Origin of the sequence: Escherichia sp. E2562 (assembly GCF_005781075.1) — a bacterium.
GTDB lineage: Bacteria > Pseudomonadota > Gammaproteobacteria > Enterobacterales > Enterobacteriaceae > Escherichia.
This window is the reverse complement of the sequence record NZ_VATM01000012.1, coordinates 96,952-112,977: the sequence shown is the minus strand read 5'-3', so window position 1 is coordinate 112,977 and position 16,026 is coordinate 96,952. Positions and strand designations below refer to the sequence as shown.

Here is a 16,026-nt window from a genome sequence, read left to right as displayed (position 1 = left end):
GGGCGATAGCGGCTTCAACGGCAGCTTTACGCGGATCAACCTGTTCCTGCGGTTCTTCGTTAGCAGGCTGCTGTTCCAGCTTGCGCGCTTTGGCACGGGCGATAGCGGCTTCAACGGCAGCTTTACGCGGATCAACCTGTTCCTGCGGTTCTTCGTTAGCAGGCTGTTGCTCCTGCTTGCGAGCTTTAGCACGGGCGATAGCCGCTTCGACGGCAGCTTTACGCGGGTCAACCTGTTTCTGCGGCTCTTCGTTAGCAGTCTGTTGCTCCTGCTTGCGTGCTTTGGCGCGAGCAATTGCGGCTTCCACTGCCGCTTTCCGCGGATCGGCAACGGTTGCGGCTTCGTTAGTCTGTTGCAATTCAGCCTGTTTCGCTCTGGCTTGCGCTTTACGCGCTTCCCGTGCCGCAATAATCGCGCTGTTATCCGGGCGTTCGCCAGCTTTTATCACAATAGGCTGTGTGGCCTGGGCCTGTTTTTCTTTTACGCGTGCCAGTGCGGCAGCAATCGCATCTTTGTCTTTGGCCGCAGGTTGAACCGCCGCGTTCTTGTGTCGTTCAAGACGTGCGGCTTTTTCACGTTCCAGACGTGCCTGACGAGCTTCAAAGCGTGCTTTTGCTTCGGCTGCGCGTTTTTCTTCCTGACGAATGGCGGCAATCTCGGCTTTTTCCTGACGGAAATATTGCACAAGAGGGATATTGCTTGGGCAAACCCACGCACAGGCCCCGCATTCAATACAATCGGCAATGTTATGTGTAGTGGCTTTATCGTGCTGCTGGCCTTTGCTGAACCAGTACAACTGTTGCGGCAGGAGATCTGCAGGGCAGGCATCAGCACAGGCGCTACAACGGATGCAGCTTTGTTCTTCCTGTGGTTCGCCAAGTTCATTGGCAGACGGTGCCAGTAAACAGTTGGTGATTTTTACGACCGGAACATCCAGCCACGGCAAGGTAAAGCCCATTAGCGGGCCGCCCATAATCACCATTTGATCGGCAGAAGGGCAGAATCCTGCATCGTTCAATAAATGACGGACCGGCGTACCCAGTCGTGCCCAGACGTTGCCGGGGCGTGCAATTGCTTCGCCAGTCAGCGTCACGACACGCTCGGTAATCGGCTCGCCATCAATAACGGCTCGTTTCACTGCGTAAGCCGTGCCGACGTTTTGCATTAACACGCCGATATCTGATGAACGACCGCCGTGTGGAACCTGCTTTCCGGTCAGGATGTAGGTTAACTGTTTGGCGCCGCCAGAGGGATATTTGGTCGGAATAACTCGCAGAGAAATATCGTGAGAATCCGCCAACACTGCACGCAGCATGGAAATTGCCTGCGGTTTGTTATCTTCAATTCCGATCAGAATTTCGCGTGGCTGTAGAATATGCCCGAGAATGCGAATACCTTCTACGACCTGGGCGGCGCAATCCTGCATCAAACGGTCATCGGCGGTAATGTATGGCTCGCATTCTGCGGCATTAATGATCAACGTTTCGATTTTATCGCCGCCGCCCTGCAATTTAACGCCAGTAGGGAAGCCAGCACCACCCAGTCCGGCGACGCCAAATTGATGAATGCGTTCGATTAATTCTTCCCGAGTGCGTGAGCGATAATCGGTCCAACCGTCACGTGGGATCCAGCAATCTTCCCCATCGGCATCAATAATCACGCTTAATTCAGCTAACGCTGAAGGATGAGCCGTAGAGTGGGGCGCAATAGCCGTAACGGTGCCAGACGTTGGTGCGTGAACCGGTAGCATTTTGCCGCGTCCACGGGTGAGTGGCTGTCCGCGCAGTACCTTATCACCAACGTTAACGCACAGCTCGCCTTCAGCACCAATATGCTGTTTCAGTGGAATAACAAATCGCTGCGCCAGCGGAACCTGGCGCAGGGGAGTACCGTTGGACTGAGTTTTCATCTCCGGTGGATGAATGCCGCCATCGAAGTCCCAGATTTTATTTTTTTTGAAAGCAGAGAATAACTTAAGCATGGTGTTCCACGGGAATGATGCGCACGGGAATGGTGTTCAGATCCCATTTCCAGCTGTCTGGCGTTTCTGCAACCGGTTGTAAGGAGATGCAATGCGTTGGGCATGGGTCTACACACAGATTACAACCTGTGCACAGATCGCTCATGACGGTATGCATTGCTCGGGTAGCGCCGACAATGGCGTCCACCGGACACGCCTGAATACACTTAGTGCAGCCAATACAGTTATTTTCATCGATAACCGCTACCATACGCGCAGGCGTCAACTCCTGCGCTTCGCCATCCAGCGGCTGTGGTTCGACGTTGAGCAACTCGGCAATTTTCAGCATTACAGCTTCGCCACCAGGGGCGCAGCGGTTGATTTTTTCACCGTTGCAACTGATAGCCTCCGCATACGGCCGGCAGCCAGGATAACCGCATTGACCACACTGGCTCTGCGGTAAAATTTCGTCAATTTTCTCAACGACCGGATCGTCTTCCACCGCAAAACGGCGGGAGGCATAACCCAGAATGGCGCCAAACGCCAGGCCCAGCAGGCTGATGGCGGCAACGGCAATCCAGATAGCATTCATTACAACTTCACCAAACCACTAAAGCCCATAAAGGCCAGAGACATAAGACCTGCGGTAATCAGCGCAATGGCATTACCACGAAAAGGTGCCGGGACATCAGCCACAGCCAGGCGCTCGCGGATGGCTGCGAAAAGCACCATCACCAACGAGAAGCCGACAGCTGCTGAAAAACCGTACAGCGCCGACTGCAAGAAATTATGCCCGAGATTAATATTCAGCAACGCGACACCAAGCACCGCACAGTTGGTGGTAATAAGCGGCAGAAAAATCCCCAGCAGACGATAAAGCACCGGGCTGGTTTTACGCACCACCATCTCGGTGAACTGCACCACTACAGCGATCACTAAAATAAACGCTAACGTGCGCAGGTAAATCAGGTTGAGTGGAATCAAGATCCACGTGTCGATAAGCCAGGCGCAGATTGACGCCAGCGTCATCACAAATGTTGTTGCCAGCCCCATCCCCATTGCAGTTTCCAGCTTTTTGGAAACGCCCATAAACGGACAGAGGCCCAGAAACTTAACCAGTACAAAGTTATTGACCAGTACAGTTCCGACAAACAGTAACAGGTAGTCAGTCATTTTTCGGCCTGAAATAAAAAAGCCGCCTATTATCCGTTAATCCAGAGCAGGCGACAACAGGTTAACTGTAAGGTTATTACGGATTCACAAACGTCGCTTTGACCCGCAACGAGCGTTTGAAATAGGGGACTATCAATGCGGTTGCCAGCAAAGTGAACAACAACTGGCGCACGGCTACGCCATCTGCAACTGGCGAAAAAGCGAAGGTTTTAACAGCCAGTAATACGGAGATCAGTAGCCAGATAATATAGTGTTTAGGAACACAACGCCGACGTTTAAAGAAAGCGATGGTCAACCACAAAGTGTAATACCACATGGCGATGGCGGTAATAAAAGAAACGCCCCATAAGATTTGCGTTGTCAGTGCTTGTTCGCCGATCGTTTTATATGTTTGAGGAGAAGATAACGCTGCGGTATACAGTAACAGCGTCAGCGTCGTACTCAATAGAGCGACTAACAGCCAGGCCAAAGGGCCAAGCAACCAGCCTCCAATACGTTGTGGCGTTGTGGTGGTCATAGGTTCTCCAGAATAGCGACAGCAAACAGGCAAATCTAATTTTAGGGGCGTTATTATAAGGTTTTTATTATCAATCGCTACTTTCTTTATTGGACATAATGCCAGACGGACTTCGGCACCTGGCCCAGGTCAAACAAACGCCCGCCAGACACCAGCTCTGCGCGGCGGTGATCGGCGGCGCGATACATGTTGATAAGGTCCTGATCGTCCGTCAGTGTGTAATTAAGATGATCGTAGAGTTTTTCCAGGCTTTCGAGTGAACTGATTTTGCGAAATTTTAATAAGTAGTCCTGAACAGTCATAAAAGGCCTATAAAATAATTAATACCAAAGTGGTAGGTATTATATGTAATGATAAAACTTCACCAAAAGTGAACGCTTATTTAATAACAATAATAAGAATGTGCTGATGGTAAATATTCAGGGATGAAATACTGTCATGAAAAGAGTAACGCGCTTTACTATCCCTGCCAATCGCCGACAACACACCACAAGATAATAAATTCCTGGTTTAATACCCGACAAGTTAAAACATGCATCCGGACGGGCTGCATGCTGTTCTGCAAGTGCAGGTATTACTTATGTTGTACTGGTGTACTCTGTTCTGGCGGCTGGTAGTTGTCAATGTGACTCGCCACGCCAAGGAGAATGACAGAAACGACAAGAACGATCCAACCTGTTAATTCAATAAGACGATTCATTACTGCCCACATCTATGTTGAGTGATCCATTAACTTCAGGGGGTAAATGTTACTTAGCAATAATTGCCCCAGCAAGATTTTTGCTGAGGTTTTTGCGATATTTAGCTTTTATCATTAGAAAATTCGCCATTTCTTTGACTTAAGTTAAATAACATCCCTTATTGCGGGCTGGTTATTAAACTGTTGAGAGAGGGTAAAGGATAGTGTCAAATAGCGATCGTACTTCTCTGAGAGGCAATGAAATGAGCGACAACATCCGTGTTGGGTTGATTGGGTATGGTTATGCGAGCAAAACCTTCCATGCGCCCCTGATTGCGGGCACGCCCGGACTAGAACTGGCAGTAATTTCCAGCAGTGACGAAACAAAAGTAAAAGCCGACTGGCCAACAGTGGCGGTTGTCTCTGAACCAAAGCATCTTTTTAATGATCCCAACATAGACTTGATTGTCATTCCCACACCAAATGATACCCATTTCCCGTTAGCCAAAGCGGCGCTTGAAGCGGGTAAACATGTGGTCGTCGACAAGCCTTTTACCGTGACACTGTCACAAGCTCGAGAACTGGATGCGTTGGCAAAAAGTCTGGGTCGCGTATTGTCGGTGTTTCATAATCGTCGCTGGGATAGCGATTTTTTGACACTAAAAGGTTTGCTCGCGGAAGGCTCGCTGGGTGAAGTTGCGTACTTTGAGTCTCATTTTGACCGCTTTCGGCCGCAGGTGCGCGATCGCTGGCGTGAACAGGGCGGCCCTGGCAGCGGTATCTGGTACGATTTGGCACCGCATTTGCTCGATCAAGCTATTACGCTTTTTGGCTTACCCGTCAGTATGACGGTGGATTTAGCACAGTTGCGCCCAGGGGCGCAGTCGACTGATTATTTCCACGCCATTTTGTCCTACCCACAGCGGCGGGTCATTTTACACGGCACCATGTTGGCGGCAGCTGAGTCAGCACGTTATATCGTGCATGGCTCCCGTGGCAGCTATGTTAAATACGGCCTCGATCCGCAGGAAGAGCGGTTGAAAAATGGTGAGCGTCTGCCGCAGGAAGACTGGGGCTACGATATGCGTGACGGTGTACTAACCCGTGTTGAAGGCGAGGAACGTGTTGAAGAAACGCTGTTGACCGTGCCGGGGAATTATCCGGCTTACTATGCTGCCATTCGTGATGCGTTGAGTGGCGACGGTGAAAACCCGGTGCCAGCAAGTCAGGCCATTCAGGTAATGGAGTTGATTGAGCTGGGCATCGAGTCCGCCAAACATCGCTCGACTTTGTGCCTTGCTTGAAAAGGGGATGGTGCAATTAGCACCATCCATTTTTGTTACTTCGCTGCGACTGTTTCTCGCAGTGCGCGTTTTTCCTCTGCGCTGAGGAAAGCCATTTCCAGACCATTAATCTGCGCCTGGCGGATTTGCTCGCGAGATAAACCTGCAGCGGGCGCGGCAACGGTATATTCGTGAATGATATCGACGCCCTGAACACCCGGGTCGTCGGTGTTAATACTGGCGCAGATACCATGCTCAAGGAACGTTTTCAGCGGATGTGCCGCCAGAGATGCCACGGTACTGGTCTGAATATTGGAGGTCAGGCAGGATTCTATGCCAATTTGTTGCTCGGCGAGGAAATCCATCAGCGCCCGATCTTCAATGGCTTTTACGCCATGCCCAATGCGTTCAGCTCCCAGCTCACGAATGGCTTGCCAGATACTTTCTGCCCCGGCAGCTTCGCCTGCATGGACGGTAATATGCCAGCCTGCATCACGCGCGTGGTTGAAGTGAGAGAGGAACAAACTCCCCGGAAAACCAAGTTCATCACCGGCTAAATCCAGTGCGGTAATCTGATCACGGTGGGCTAAAAATGCCTCCAGCTCTTGCTGGCAGGCAGCTTCGCCAAAGGTCCGGCTCATAATGCCGATAAGTTTCGCCTGCACACCAAAGGTGCGGCAACCGTCACGTACGCCGTCAATAACGGCTTCGACAACGCCCGCAACAGGCAACTGATGCGTCATTGCCATATAACCTGGCGAAAAACGCAGTTCGACATAGTGCAGACCGTTTCGGGCAGCATCTTCAATATTTTCAAACGCCACGCGACGGCATGCGTCGAGCGAGGCGAGAACTTTAACGCCCCAGTCAAGCTTAGTCAGAAAACTCACCAGATCGGGTTCGTTGGCAATGACCTGAACGTGTGGAATTAGCGTTTCCAGGGATTGTGCAGGTAGCGAGATATTATACTGGCGGCCAAGTTCAAGGACGGTCTGGGGACGAATGTTGCCATCAAGGTGGCGATGGATATCAGTTAATGGCAGGGTGGTATCAATCATGGTCGCACTCTTTTTCTGGATATAAAAGTGCGCACCATTATAAAAACAAAGCAGGGTAAAAATCTACGATTGCGCAACGATTATTTGCGTTGCGCAATCGCAATTAGCGTACAGCTCGGATGGCGTTAATTAATCCAGCGACACCTTTTTCCAGTTTAGAACGTGGGCATCCGGCATTGAGCCGAACAAAGCCACGGCCTTCTTCACCGTAGGTATATCCCGGCATGATTGCCACTTTTTCTTGTTCAATCAGGACTTTTTGCAACGCGTTGTCATCAATGTTCAACGGACGTAAATCAAGCCATGCGAGATAAGTGGATTGGGGAATCTGCCAGTTGAGTTCAGGGAACGCGGCGTTCATCGTCTCTGCGATATACGTCAGGTTATCTTTCAGATAAACGCGTAAGGCATCTAGCCATGGCGCGCCTTGCTGATAGGCGGCGATATGGGCGGTTAACGCCAGTACCGCAGGGGAGGAAAGCCCATCACGGCTTTTCAGGGCCGATAAATACGCTTCACGGCTGTCGTTATTTTCAATAATCCCGTAAGCCCCGGTCAGAGCCGGAATATTGAAACTTTTCGAACCAGAAGTCAGTAGCGCCCAGTCGCCGCGAGCTACATTGCTCCAGGGAATATGCGGTTGCTCACCCCATACCATATCCATATGGATTTCATCGGAGATAACGCGCACACCATAGCGTTCGCACAGGTCAGCCATTGTTTCCAGTTCATCGCAAGTCCAGACTTTACCGGTAGGATTCTGAGGGCTACACAGGAGCATAATTTTACACTCCGGTTTCGCCAACACGGCTTCCAGTTTACCCATATCGCAAAACCAACCATCAACCCGCTTCTCTAAAGCAACGGGCATCACGGTGCGCTGATTACCTTCAATGGCTTTGTAAAATGCGTCGTAGGCCGGGGTATGGATCACCACACCTTCACCGACAGCGGACCACTGACGAATCAGCTCCGACACCATATAGATAACGGAAGGGCCATATACCACCGACTGCGTATCAATGGCGGTGTAATGCTGTGTGGAAAACCAGTGGGCGATAGCCGCGAGAAATTCATCGTTTTTCCAGCGACTGTAGCCAAACACGCCGTGCATCAGGCGCTGGTTCAGCGCCTCGATAATGCAGGGAGCGGTGGCAAAATCCATGTCTGAAATCGTGAACGGTAACAGGTCAGCAGTGCCGAAACGGTCAGCGACATAATCCCACTGTGTGCACCATGTGCCATGACGATCCACGACCTTCGAAAAATCGAACATATCTTATCCTTATGCCTGAACAGTACGCATCAGACCGGCCATTTCATCTTTGACTGACTGAACTTGCGGCCCGATAACAACCTGCAGGTTATGTTGATTAAGTTGTACTACGCCAATTGCCCGATTGTCCTTCAGTGCCTGCACATTAACAAGGGACATATCTTTCACTGACAAACGCAGACGAGTAATGCAGTTATCGAGGCTGACAATATTGTCGGCACCGCCTAAGGCTTCGAGGATTGCCGGAACGTTGTAACCTGATTTACCTGGCGTACCGGCAACGGCTTTTTCGATTGAGCTGGCAATTTCGCTATCGCGGCCAGGGGTTTTCAAATTGAAGCGGGTGATAGCGAAACGGAAGATGACATAGTAAACAACAAACCAGATTGCCGCCACCACTGGCACCATGTACCACTTGGTTGACAGTCCATGCAGAATACCGAACACCACAAAGTCGATGATATTGCCGTCGGTATTACCGATGGTGACACCGAGCACAGACATGACGGTGAAGCCGAGGCCGGTTAACAGCGCGTGGATGACATACAGAACTGGCGCTACGAACAGGAACAGGAATTCCAGCGGTTCGGTAGTGCCGCCAACGACACAGGCGATCAGGCCAGAAATCAGCAGGCCTTTAATTTTATGGCGATTTTCCGGGCGCGCACAGTGATACATAGCTAACGCTGCGCCTGGCAGACCACCGAGGAATGCAGGCATTTTGCCCTGCGAGAGGAAACGCGTGGCGCTTTCAGAAAAACCGTGAGTGGTCGGGCAACTCAATTGCGCCTGGAAGATGGTTAGTGCGCCGCTGACGGTTTGACCGCAGACTTCCTGCGTGCCGCCTGCGTCGGTAAAGCGAATTAATGCCACCAGAATGTGATGCAGACCAAATGGTAACAGCAGACGCTCACCCGTACCAAACAGCATAGGTCCGAAATCACCCGCGCTGTTAATCATATGGCCTAATCCACTAATGCCCATGGCGAAGATCGGCCAGACCAATGGAATCACCAGACCGACAAGGCCCATCACCAGCGAGGAGATGATTGGTACGAAGCGCGTACCGCCGAAGAATGCCAGCGCATCCGGCAGGCGGATATTATGGAAACGCTCATGCAGCATCCAGACGATAATACCGGCGATCACCGCACCGAGGATCCCGGTGTCGATCGACTGGATCCCAAGAATGCTTTGAATGTTATTGGCTTTCAGCACAGCAGCATCGGTGGTCGGCAGAATGCCTTTATTGGTCAACCAGAAGTTCACCGCCAGGTTCATTACCGCGTAACCAACAAAACCAGCGAACGCCGCGACGCCTTTGTTTTCGCGCGCCAGACCCAGCGGGATGGCGATACAGAACATCACTGGCAGGAAACTAAACGCGAACGAACCAACCTTACTCATCCAGGTAAAGATGGCCTGCAACACAGGATTACCCAATGCCGGGATCAGTGTGATGACATCGTGGCTACTAAGGGAACTGCCAATCCCCAACATAATGCCGCAGAACGACAGTAATGCGACAGGCAACATAAAGGTTTTGCCTAGCTGCTGGAAGAATTCCCACAGTGTGACTTTTGGTGCTGCTTTCGCCGTCATAAAACGACTCCTCGTAGAGAACAATCTGGATTCAGTAAATTGCGCGAGAAGATAAAACGTTTTATCAAATTTTAGTGAGGCATAAATCACATTACGCAACGATAATAGCGGGTATAAGATAAATAAAAGGTAAAACGTTTTATCTGTCACAAAATCAGGGAGTAGGTCATCTGCATGGCTACCGCCAAAAAAATCACCATTCATGATGTTGCGCTGGCTGCGGGCGTGTCGGTCAGTACTGTTTCGCTGGTGCTAAGTGGCAAAGGGCGAATATCTACCGCTACAGGAGAACGTGTTAACGCCGCCATTGAAGAACTGGGGTTTGTGCGCAATCGCCAGGCGTCGGCACTACGCGGCGGGCAGAGTGGTGTGGTTGGCTTAATTGTGCGTGACTTGTCTGCGCCGTTTTACGCTGAATTAACAGCCGGGCTGACGGAGGCACTGGAAGCGCAGGGGCGAATGGTTTTTTTGCTCCACGGCGGTAAAGACGGCGAGCAACTGACCCAGCGCTTTTCACTGCTACTGAACCAGGGCGTCGATGGCGTCGTCATTGCCGGTGCGGCGGGTAGCAGTGATGACCTGCGGCGCATGGCAGAAGAAAAAGGTATCCCGGTGATTTTCGCTTCCCGAGCCAGTTATCTTGATGATGTTGATACTGTTCGCCCGGATAACATGCAGGCAGCGCAGTTATTGACGGAGCATCTCATTCGCAATGGACACCAGCGTATTGCCTGGCTGGGAGGGCAAAGTTCCTCTTTAACCCGGGCGGAACGAGTGGGTGGCTATTGCGCGACACTATTAAAATTCAGCCTGCCGTTTCACAGTGATTGGGTACTGGAGTGTGCCTCGAGTCAGAAGCAAGCTGCGGAAGCCATTACGGCGCTTTTGCGTCATAACCCGACCATCAGCGCCGTGGTTTGTTACAACGAAACCATTGCAATGGGGGCATGGTTTGGCTTGCTGAAAGCAGGACGACAAAGTGGCGAAAGTGGCGTCGATCGTTACTTTGAACAACAGGTTTCACTGGCGGCATTTACCGATGCGACGTCAACTGCACTTGATGATATACCCGTTACCTGGGCCAGCACGCCTGTGCGGGAACTTGGTACGACACTTGCGGATCGCATGATGCAAAAAATCACCCATGAAGAGACGCATTCACGTAATCTTATTATTCCCGCCCGGCTCATTGCGGCGAAATAATCCTCTCTTTATCTGCTATACCTGGTAGTGTCCTTTCCTCAAGGTTAATGATAAAAAATGTGGCACACAGGCGGTGCCTTTTATTTTTACTGAAGTTCACAGGAGGTTTATGTGTTTAATTCTGACAACCTGAGACTCGACGGAAAATGCGCCATCATTACAGGTGCGGGTGCAGGTATTGGTAAAGAAATCGCCATTACGTTCGCGACAGCTGGCGCATCTGTAGTGGTCAGTGATATTAACGCCGATGCAGCTAATCATGTTGTAGATGAAATTCAACAGTTGGGTGGGCAGGCATTTGCCTGGCGCTGTGATATTACTTCCGAACAGGAGTTATCTGCTCTGGCAGGCTTTGCCATCAGTAAGCTGGGCAAAGTTGATATTCTGGTTAACAATGCTGGTGGTGGTGGTCCTAAACCGTTTGATATGCCAATGGCGGATTTCCGCCGCGCTTATGAACTGAATGTGTTTTCTTTTTTCCGTCTGTCACAACTCATTGCGCCTGAAATGGAAAAAAATGGCGGAGGCGTTATTTTGACCATCACATCTATGGCGGCAGAAAATAAAAATAAAAACATGACCTCCTATGCGTCATCTAAAGCGGCGGCCAGCCATCTGGTCAGGAATATGGCGTTTGACCTGGGTGAAAAAAATATTCGGGTGAATGGCATAGCGCCTGGGGCAATATTAACTGATGCCCTGAAATCCGTTATTACACCAGAAATTGAACAGAAAATGTTGCAGCACACGCCAATCAGGCGTCTGGGCCAACCGCAAGATATTGCCAACGCGGCGCTATTCCTCTGTTCACCAGCTGCCAGCTGGATAAGCGGGCAAATACTCACCGTCTCCGGCGGTGGGGTACAGGAACTTAATTAATACGCTAACAGGTCGGTAAACAACCGAGTGAGTGTTGTTTACCGACACCGCTTGTCGAGTAGGGAAAAGCCTCCACCAGACAACTGGTAGCCAAATTCCGCCTGTTGGTTGACCAATTATCGTGCAAATAGTAAACGAAACGGGTGTACCTTCGCACAATTCAACTGCAATGATAGGCGCTCACCGGACAACGCGGTAAACTAGTTATTCATGCTAACTATATTGGTTTAACGATGGATAACATGCAAACTGAAGCACAACCGACACGGACCCGGATCCTCAATGCTGCCAGAGAGATTTTTTCAGAAAATGGATTTCACAGTGCCTCAATGAAAGCCATCTGTAAATCCTGCGCTATCAGTCCCGGGACGCTTTATCACCACTTCATTTCGAAAGAAGCCTTGATTCAGGCGATTATTCTCCAGGACCAGGAGAGGGCGTTGGCCCGCTTCCGGGAACCGATTGAAGGGATCCATTTCGTTGACTATATGGTCGAGTCGATAGTCTCTCTCACCCATGAAGCCTTTGGACAACGAGCGCTGGTGGTCGAAATTATGGCAGAAGGGATGCGCAATCCACAGGTTGCCACCATGCTTAAGAATAAACATCTGACCATCACGGAATGTATTGCCCAGCGCATGAGGGATGCCCAGCAAAAAGGCGAGATAAGCCCTGATATTAACACGGCAATGACCTCTCGTTTACTGCTGGATCTGACCTATGGCGTGCTGGCCGATATCGAAGCGGAAGACCTGGCGCGAGAAGCGTTATTTGCCCAGGGGCTACGTGCGATGATTGGCGGTATCTTGACCGCATCCTGATCCTCACTTTCCGCGGGCCGGTGAAGAGAGTGCCCGCGTTCAATGCCTCAACACTGCTGAACAAAAAGCGTTCTCCCCTGGTCGAAAAATCCCACTAAAACATTCGTCGAAACCATATGTCATGGGAATTTATCGCTTTATAAGCACTCGAACGAGCGTTCGATTGCTTATTTTGTGTCTTCTGTCAACGCTGTTTTAAATATTAATGCGATCCATATCACGCTGTGGGTATTGCAGTTTTGGGTTTTTTGATCGCGGTGTCAGTTCTTTTTATTTCCATTTCTCTTCCATGGGTTTCTCACAGATAACTGTGTGCAACACAGAATTGGTTAACTAATCAGATTAAAGGTTGACCAGTATTTTTATCTTAATGAGGAGTCCCTTATGTTACGTCCTGTAGAAACCCCAACTCGTGAAATCAAAAAACTCGACGGCCTGTGGGCATTCAGCCTGGATCGGGAAAACTGTGGAATCTCTCAGCGTTGGTGGGAAAGCGCGTTACAAGAAAGCCGGGCAATTGCTGTGCCTGGCAGTTTTAACGATCAGTTCGCCGATGCAGATATTCGTAATTATGTGGGCAACGTCTGGTATCAGCGCGAAGTCTTTATACCGAAAGGCTGGACGGGGCAGCGTATCGTCCTGCGTTTCGATGCGGTCACTCATTACGGCAAAGTGTGGGTAAATAATCAGGAAGTGATGGAGCATCAGGGCGGCTATACGCCGTTTGAAGCCGATGTCACGCCGTATGTTATTGCCGGGAAAAGTGTACGTATTACCGTTTGTGTGAACAACGAACTGAACTGGCAGACTATCCCGCCGGGAATGGTGATTACCGACGAAAACGGCAAGAAAAAGCAGTCTTACTTCCATGATTTCTTTAACTACGCCGGGATCCATCGCAGCGTAATGCTCTACACCACACCGAACACCTGGGTGGGCGATATCACCGTGGTGACGCATGTCGCGCAAGACTGTAACCACGCGTCTATTGACTGGCAGGTGGTGGCAAATGGTGATGTCAGCGTTGAACTGCGTGATGCAGATCAACAGGTTGTTGCAACTGGACAAGGTACCAGCGGGACTTTGCAAGTGGTGAATCCGCACCTCTGGCAACCGGGTGAAGGTTATCTCTATGAACTGTGCGTCACAGCCAAAAGCCAGACAGAGTGTGATATCTACCCGCTGCGCGTCGGCATCCGGTCAGTGGCAGTGAAGGGCGAACAGTTCCTGATCAACCACAAACCGTTCTACTTCACTGGTTTTGGTCGTCATGAAGATGCGGATTTACGCGGTAAAGGATTCGATAACGTGCTGATGGTGCACGATCACGCATTGATGGACTGGATTGGTGCCAACTCTTACCGTACCTCGCATTACCCTTACGCTGAAGAGATGCTCGACTGGGCTGATGAAAATGGCATTGTGGTGATTGATGAAACTGCTGCCGTCGGCTTTAACCTCTCTTTAGGCATTGGATTTGAAGCGGGTAACAAGCCAAAAGAACTCTACAGCGAAGAGGCCGTCAACGGGGAAACTCAGCAGGCGCACTTACAGGCGATTAAAGAGCTGATTGCGCGTGACAAAAACCACCCCAGCGTGGTGATGTGGAGTATTGCCAACGAACCGGATACCCGTCCGCAAGGTGCACGGGAATATTTCGCACCACTGGCGGAAGCAACGCGTAAACTCGACCCGACGCGACCGATCACCTGCGTCAATGTAATGTTCTGCGACGCTCACACCGATACCATCAGCGATCTCTTTGATGTGCTGTGCCTGAATCGTTATTACGGTTGGTATGTCCAAAGCGGCGATTTGGAAACGGCAGAGAAGGTACTGGAAAAAGAACTGCTTGCCTGGCAAGAGAAACTGCATCAGCCGATTATCATCACCGAATACGGCGTAGATACGTTAGCGGGTCTGCACTCGATGTACACCGACATGTGGAGTGAAGAGTATCAGTGTGCATGGCTGGATATGTATCACCGCGTCTTTGATCGCGTCAGCGCCGTCGTCGGTGAACAGGTATGGAACTTCGCTGATTTTGCGACCTCGCAGGGCATTATGCGCGTTGGCGGCAACAAGAAAGGGATCTTCACCCGCGACCGCAAACCGAAATCGGCGGCTTTCCTGCTGCAAAAACGCTGGACTGGCATGAATTTCGGTGAAAAACCGCAGCAGGGAGGCAAACAATGAATCAACAACTCTCCTGGCGCACCATCGTCGGCTACAGCCTCGGTGACGTCGCCAATAACTTCGCCTTCGCAATGGGGGCGCTCTTCCTGTTGAGTTACTACACCGACGTCGCAGGCGTCGGTGCCGCTGCGGCGGGCACCATGCTGTTACTGGTGCGGGTATTCGATGCCTTTGCCGACGTCCTGGCCGGGCGAGTAGTGGACAGTGTGAATACCCGCTGGGGAAAATTCCGCCCATTTTTACTCTTCGGCACAGCGCCGTTAATGATCTTCAGCGTACTGGTATTCTGGGTGCCGACCGACTGGAGCCATAGCAGCAAAGTGGTGTATGCATATTTGACCTACATGGGCCTCGGGCTTTGCTACAGCCTGGTGAATATTCCTTATGGTTCACTTGCTACCGCGATGACCCAACAACCACAATCCCGCGCCCGTCTGGGCGCGGCTCGCGGGATTGCCGCTTCATTGACCTTTGTCTGCCTGGCATTTCTGATAGGACCGAGCATTAAGAACTCCAGCCCGGAGGAGATGGTGTCGGTATACCATTTCTGGACGATTGTGCTGGCGATGGCCGGAATGGTGCTTTACTTCATCTGCTTTAAATCGACGCGCGAGAATGTGGTACGCATCGTGGCACAGCCGTCATTGAAGATCAGTCTGCAAACGCTGAAACGGAATCGTCCGCTGTTTATGTTGTGCATCGGAGCGCTGTGTGTGCTGATTTCGACCTTCGCTGTTAGCGCCTCGTTGTTGTTCTATGTGCGCTATGTGTTGAATGATACTGGCTTGTTCACCGTACTGGTGCTGGTGCAAAACCTGGTCGGTACCGTGGCATCGGCACCGCTGGTGCCGGGGATGGTCGCCAGAATCGGTAAAAAGAACACCTTCCTGATTGGCGCGCTGCTGGGAACCTGTGGTTATCTGCTGTTCTTCTGGGTTTCCGTCTGGTCGCTGCCGGTGGCACTGGTTGCGTTAGCCATTGCCTCAATTGGTCAGGGCGTTACCATGACCGTGATGTGGGCGCTGGAAGCCGATACCGTAGAATACGGTGAATACCTGACCGGTGTGCGGATTGAAGGACTTACCTATTCGCTATTCTCATTTACGCGCAAATGCGGCCAGGCAATAGGAGGATCAATTCCCGCCTTTATTTTGGGATTAAGCGGATATATTGCCAATCAGGTGCAAACACCGGAAGTTATTATGGGGATCCGCACATCAATTGCCTTAGTACCCTGCGGGTTTATGCTACTGGCATTTATAATAATCTGGTTTTATCCGCTCACGGATAAAAAATTCAAAGAAATCGTAGTTGAAATTGATAATCGCAAACAAATGCAGCAGCAATTAATCAGCGATATCACTAATTAATATTCCATA

Annotated in this window: 15 protein-coding genes; 6 read left to right on the top strand and 9 right to left on the bottom strand. The window is 50.8% G+C overall.

Going from position 1 to position 16,026, the window contains the following annotated elements; all coding sequences use genetic code 11:
* The 6 genes from rsxC to blr form a co-directional block, all read right to left on the bottom strand.
* The coding region (rsxC, locus tag FEK43_RS17160) for an electron transport complex subunit RsxC (RefSeq protein WP_138158649.1) at window positions 1–1,981 on the bottom strand (1,981 nt) is incomplete at its 3' end.
* Entirely contained in the window at window positions 1,974–2,552 is a 579-nt protein-coding gene (gene rsxB, locus FEK43_RS17155) for an electron transport complex subunit RsxB (RefSeq protein WP_130209361.1), read from the bottom strand. The genes rsxB and rsxC, both read right to left, overlap by 8 nt.
* Window positions 2,552–3,133, bottom strand: coding sequence for an electron transport complex subunit RsxA (gene rsxA / locus FEK43_RS17150; protein ID WP_000133193.1), 582 nt, complete (start codon window positions 3,131–3,133; stop codon window positions 2,552–2,554). Before rsxA ends, rsxB begins: the two co-directional genes overlap by 1 nt.
* Window positions 3,134–3,209: 76 nt before the next feature.
* The gene (locus tag FEK43_RS17145) at window positions 3,210–3,650 is read right to left on the bottom strand and encodes a DUF2569 domain-containing protein (protein WP_130209359.1); all 441 of its coding nucleotides are present in this window, start codon (window positions 3,648–3,650) and stop codon (window positions 3,210–3,212) included.
* Between the two features lie 86 nt (window positions 3,651–3,736).
* Window positions 3,737–3,952 carry a transcription modulator YdgT gene (gene ydgT / locus FEK43_RS17140; protein ID WP_064530017.1) on the bottom strand — a complete coding sequence of 72 codons (216 nt, stop codon included), beginning with the start codon at window positions 3,950–3,952 and terminating at the stop codon, window positions 3,737–3,739.
* A gap of 272 nt (window positions 3,953–4,224) precedes the next feature.
* Window positions 4,225–4,350 (bottom strand): division septum protein Blr, encoded by a 126-nt coding sequence (gene blr / locus FEK43_RS17135; protein ID WP_032147885.1) that lies wholly within the window; start codon window positions 4,348–4,350, stop codon window positions 4,225–4,227.
* Between the two features lie 242 nt (window positions 4,351–4,592).
* Between blr and FEK43_RS17130 the strand changes: the two genes are divergently transcribed.
* Complete coding sequence (locus FEK43_RS17130) at window positions 4,593–5,633, top strand: oxidoreductase (protein ID WP_135406742.1); 1,041 nt, start codon at window positions 4,593–4,595, stop codon at window positions 5,631–5,633.
* Between the two features lie 35 nt (window positions 5,634–5,668).
* Here FEK43_RS17130 and add read toward each other — a convergent pair whose 3' ends face one another.
* The 3 genes from add to malX form a co-directional block, all read right to left on the bottom strand.
* Entirely contained in the window at window positions 5,669–6,670 is a 1,002-nt protein-coding gene (gene add, locus FEK43_RS17125; RefSeq protein ID WP_138158647.1) for an adenosine deaminase, read from the bottom strand.
* A 103-nt stretch (window positions 6,671–6,773) separates the two neighbouring features.
* Window positions 6,774–7,946 (bottom strand): bifunctional maltose regulon transcriptional repressor/cystathionine beta-lyase MalY, encoded by a 1,173-nt coding sequence (malY, locus tag FEK43_RS17120; RefSeq protein ID WP_135406739.1) that lies wholly within the window; start codon window positions 7,944–7,946, stop codon window positions 6,774–6,776.
* Between the two features lie 9 nt (window positions 7,947–7,955).
* Window positions 7,956–9,548, bottom strand: coding sequence for a PTS maltose transporter subunit IICB (malX, locus tag FEK43_RS17115; RefSeq protein ID WP_130258952.1), 1,593 nt, complete (start codon window positions 9,546–9,548; stop codon window positions 7,956–7,958).
* 174 nt (window positions 9,549–9,722) lie between these two features.
* Between malX and malI the strand changes: the two genes are divergently transcribed.
* The 5 genes from malI (at window position 9,723) to uidB (ending at window position 16,017) form a co-directional block, all read left to right on the top strand.
* Window positions 9,723–10,751: a mal regulon transcriptional regulator MalI gene (gene malI / locus FEK43_RS17110; RefSeq protein WP_135406734.1), complete on the top strand. Its 1,029-nt coding sequence runs from the start codon at window positions 9,723–9,725 to the stop codon at window positions 10,749–10,751.
* A 111-nt stretch (window positions 10,752–10,862) separates the two neighbouring features.
* Window positions 10,863–11,630, top strand: a complete 768-nt coding sequence (hdhA, locus tag FEK43_RS17105) for a 7-alpha-hydroxysteroid dehydrogenase (protein WP_130209347.1) — start codon at window positions 10,863–10,865, stop codon at window positions 11,628–11,630.
* Window positions 11,631–11,863: 233 nt separating this feature from the next.
* Window positions 11,864–12,451, top strand: a complete 588-nt coding sequence (gene uidR / locus FEK43_RS17100) for a DNA-binding transcriptional regulator UidR (RefSeq protein WP_130209345.1) — start codon at window positions 11,864–11,866, stop codon at window positions 12,449–12,451.
* A 384-nt stretch (window positions 12,452–12,835) separates the two neighbouring features.
* The gene (gene uidA, locus FEK43_RS17095) at window positions 12,836–14,647 is read left to right on the top strand and encodes a beta-glucuronidase (protein WP_135406731.1); all 1,812 of its coding nucleotides are present in this window, start codon (window positions 12,836–12,838) and stop codon (window positions 14,645–14,647) included.
* Window positions 14,644–16,017, top strand: coding sequence for a glucuronide transporter (uidB, locus tag FEK43_RS17090; RefSeq protein ID WP_130260597.1), 1,374 nt, complete (start codon window positions 14,644–14,646; stop codon window positions 16,015–16,017). Before uidA ends, uidB begins: the two co-directional genes overlap by 4 nt.
* Window positions 16,018–16,026 lie beyond the last annotated feature (9 nt).

Coding starts and splice junctions, on each gene's coding strand:
- rsxB (WP_130209361.1), bottom strand. CDS start 2,552: ATGAATGCTATCTGGATTGCCGTTGCCGCCATCAGCCTGCTGGGCCTG.
- rsxA (WP_000133193.1), bottom strand. CDS start 3,133: ATGACTGACTACCTGTTACTGTTTGTCGGAACTGTACTGGTCAATAAC.
- FEK43_RS17145 (WP_130209359.1), bottom strand. CDS start 3,650: ATGACCACCACAACGCCACAACGTATTGGAGGCTGGTTGCTTGGCCCT.
- ydgT (WP_064530017.1), bottom strand. CDS start 3,952: ATGACTGTTCAGGACTACTTATTAAAATTTCGCAAAATCAGTTCACTC.
- blr (WP_032147885.1), bottom strand. CDS start 4,350: ATGAATCGTCTTATTGAATTAACAGGTTGGATCGTTCTTGTCGTTTCT.
- FEK43_RS17130 (WP_135406742.1), top strand. CDS start 4,593: ATGAGCGACAACATCCGTGTTGGGTTGATTGGGTATGGTTATGCGAGC.
- add (WP_138158647.1), bottom strand. CDS start 6,670: ATGATTGATACCACCCTGCCATTAACTGATATCCATCGCCACCTTGAT.
- malY (WP_135406739.1), bottom strand. CDS start 7,946: ATGTTCGATTTTTCGAAGGTCGTGGATCGTCATGGCACATGGTGCACA.
- malX (WP_130258952.1), bottom strand. CDS start 9,548: ATGACGGCGAAAGCAGCACCAAAAGTCACACTGTGGGAATTCTTCCAG.
- malI (WP_135406734.1), top strand. CDS start 9,723: ATGGCTACCGCCAAAAAAATCACCATTCATGATGTTGCGCTGGCTGCG.
- uidR (WP_130209345.1), top strand. CDS start 11,864: ATGGATAACATGCAAACTGAAGCACAACCGACACGGACCCGGATCCTC.
- uidA (WP_135406731.1), top strand. CDS start 12,836: ATGTTACGTCCTGTAGAAACCCCAACTCGTGAAATCAAAAAACTCGAC.
- uidB (WP_130260597.1), top strand. CDS start 14,644: ATGAATCAACAACTCTCCTGGCGCACCATCGTCGGCTACAGCCTCGGT.